4 protein-coding genes are annotated in these 2,909 nt (G+C 57.6%); 2 read left to right on the forward strand and 2 right to left on the reverse strand.

What is annotated here, in order from left to right; all coding sequences use genetic code 11:
* Nucleotides 1-193: 193 nt before the first annotated feature.
* Nucleotides 194-1,018 (forward strand): T9SS type A sorting domain-containing protein, encoded by an 825-nt coding sequence (locus tag CDA63_RS19930; RefSeq protein ID WP_165768421.1) that lies wholly within the window; start codon nt 194-196, stop codon nt 1,016-1,018.
* A gap of 331 nt (nt 1,019-1,349) precedes the next feature.
* Nucleotides 1,350-2,027 carry an IS1595 family transposase gene (locus tag CDA63_RS19935; protein ID WP_088466208.1) on the forward strand — a complete coding sequence of 226 codons (678 nt, stop codon included), beginning with the start codon at nt 1,350-1,352 and terminating at the stop codon, nt 2,025-2,027.
* Nucleotides 2,028-2,101: 74 nt separating this feature from the next.
* Here CDA63_RS19935 and CDA63_RS19940 read toward each other — a convergent pair whose 3' ends face one another.
* Together CDA63_RS19940 and CDA63_RS21690 are read right to left on the reverse strand one after the other, a co-directional pair.
* Nucleotides 2,102-2,533, reverse strand: coding sequence for an HAD family hydrolase (locus CDA63_RS19940; protein WP_165768422.1), 432 nt, complete (start codon nt 2,531-2,533; stop codon nt 2,102-2,104).
* 130 nt (nt 2,534-2,663) lie between these two features.
* Nucleotides 2,664-2,909 (reverse strand): transposase (locus CDA63_RS21690; protein WP_394335394.1); only part of this gene is annotated, 246 nt, incomplete at its 5' end.

The raw sequence follows: 2,909 nt of genomic DNA on the forward strand, positions 1-2,909 counted from the left end.
GTATTTACGCCGTTTGTCGGGCGACGTCCCGCTTGATTTTGTTGCCATAACAGAAGAAATATACGTCCTTCTTCTGTCCGTCTTGCCTAGACCACCTCAAGTAATGGCTAACAACATCGCTAAGTGGGACGGGGAAAACTGGAGCAGTTTGGGCACGGGCCCGGCTAATGGAGTTCATGATGCAGTTTACAGTGTGGTTTACGCCCTTGCCGTACGCGGGTCGGACATGTATGTGGGCGGACGGTTCACGCAAGCAGGCGGGGTGGCGTCTAACAACATTGCCAAGTGGGACGGGGAAAACTGGAGCAGTTTGGGCACGGGCCCAGCTAATGGGATTCATGGAGTGCCTTACGAAGAGGTTCATGCCCTTGCCGTACGCGGGTCGGACATGTATGTGGGCGGACAGTTCACGCAAGCCGGCGGGGTAGCGGCCAACAACATTGCCAAGTGGGACGGTACGGGTTGGAGCAGTTTGGGCACGGGCCCGGCTGGTAGGGTTATCGATGCGGTTCATGCCGTAGCCATAAGTGGAGCCGCCTTGTACGTGGGCGGACGGTTCACGCAGATTGGTGGGGTGGTGGCCAACAATGCTGCTGAATGGGACGGTACGAGTTGGAGCAGCCTGGGTATGGGCGTGGCCAACGGGACCAACGAAACAATTAATTGCCTGGCCTTTCGCGGGACGGATATGTATGTGGGGGGGCTATTTACGCTGGCTGGTGGGAAGGCCGCCACCAGATTAGCTTACTATGGTACTGCCGTTCCTTTGGCCGTAACATCGGGTCGTTCGCCCGCCGTAGCGCCGATGCTCAGCCCTAATCCCATGTCGGCGGTGGCCACACTAACGGGCGCGGCAGCCGGGGAAATCGTACAAGTCTTCAATATACGGGGGCAGCTCGTGCTCAAGGCTGAGGCCGATGCGGCTGGTACAGTGCAGCTAGTACGGCCGGTCGGGATGCCAGCGGGGGTGTACTTAGTGCACACCAGCATGGGCACTGTACGCTTGCAGCTGGACTAAATCAGCTCTTGTTAAGATGGCGACCCAAGTTGCCATAGCGAGGGTAGCCCGCCTCGCGCTATCCTCGTCGCTGATATTCGCACTCAATCTCAAAGCCGCCATTTATAAGCTAAAGGACACACCATCTGGGGCCGTCGTATAAGGGCTGGGGGCCGGTCCTTTTGGTCGTGGCCGACCATATGGGCGTAGTGATCCTGAAGTTACGGCGGGTCGGATTACCTACGATTTTATACGTGGTGCAAAAAGGCAAGAGTCTGTATCAAATATCTGATGGGTAATAGTTTTGGGGCTTAGGAAGCAAAATTCAGGAAATGGGGCATAACTTACTGTTATGCAACCAGCTAACCGCTACTATAAGTGCAGCAAAATTTCAGAAGTCAAATTTCGCTACTTGTTGCGCCTATTTGCGTTGGATTTGACGGCCTCGGATACGGCCCGACTCACGGGCCTGAGCGTGCGGGCTGTCAATGACATTTACCTGCTGCTGCGCCACCGGCTCCTAGCCTGGAGCCCCGTGCCGGCCGAACTCGACGGGGCGGTCGAACTCGACGAGCGCTACTTCGGTCCGCGCCGGGTGCGCGGCAAACGGGGCCGCGGGGCCAGCGGCAAAACCATTGTCTTCGGCCTGTTCAAACGCGGTGGGCAGGTGTACACGGAAATCGTGCCCGACTGCTCGAAAAAGACTTTGCAGGCCATTATACGCGGCAAAATCGACGTGGCCGCGATGGTTAACACCGACGGCTGGCGCGGATATGATGGGCTGGTGGACGTGGGCTTTGACCGCCATTTCCGCGTGCGCCACGGCCAGGATGAATTCGTGGGCGGCGCTTCGCACATCAACGGTATCGAGTCCTTCTGGAGTTTCGCCAAAGCCCGTCTCCAGCAGTTCAGGGGCGTGCCCAAGCACACCTTTTTGCTGCATCTGAAAGAGTCCGAATTTCGCTTCAATCATCGTTACGAGGACCTGTACAAATTGCTCCTTAGATTAATTCGTCAACAACCCCTCTAAACGAGTTTGCTTCCTAAGCCCCTAGTTTGAATGGAAAACATTAGGCTTTAGGCTGCTGTTATTATCCGGTCAGCTTACCCCCGCATGTACTGGCGCTTGGCCAGCTGCTTGTCGGGTTTTGGGGCTTCGAGATGCTCCTGTAGCAGTTCCAGTACGCGCTCGGGCGTGAGGTGGGTGAAGTCGGGGATGACGGTGAGCGGGGCCTGGAAGTCGGTGGCTTCGAGAATGGTGCGGACGCCGATACAGCGCATACCGGCCCGGTAAGCTGCCTGCTCGCCCAGCAGGGCGTCCTCGAACACCAGGCACTGCTCGGGCGGAATGCCGAGTTTTTGGGCCGTAACGGTGTAGATATCGGGGTGGGGTTTGACTTTCGGCACATCGTCCTTGCCCACCACCACATCGAAGTAGCGGCGCAGGTCGAGGTGGTCGAGGATGTAGGCAATGGTATCGTGGCCGGAGCCGGTGCCCAAGGTAATCAGGAAGCTGGCAGCGCGGGCCGCGCCCAAGAAATCACGTAGGCAGGGCAGTTCCCGGCGCTTATTTCACTAGGACTTACGCAAAAAGGGTGAATTGAGGTAAAAAGGCATTAAAGTCACCGCCCAGCTCTACGGGCAGTTTGAGGTGGTCTAGAGCCTGTTATGGACTGGTGGCGCGAAAAACGCCTTTTGCTAGTAAGAGTGTAGCGAAGGCCAGGAAGTGGAATTGGTGCATGGTCAGGGCCAGCCGTTCGTAGTCGCGGGCCAGACGCCGGAAACGGGCCGCCCAGCCGAAGCTGCGCTCGATGACCCAGCGGCGAGGCAGCAGCACAAAGCCGGTCTGGCCTTCGGGCTTGGCAATAACCTGTAAGTCAATGTCGTGTACGGCCGCGGCATACGCGGCGTC

It is taken from the genome of Hymenobacter amundsenii (assembly GCF_002204745.1).
In the GTDB taxonomy this organism is placed as follows: domain Bacteria; phylum Bacteroidota; class Bacteroidia; order Cytophagales; family Hymenobacteraceae; genus Hymenobacter; species Hymenobacter amundsenii.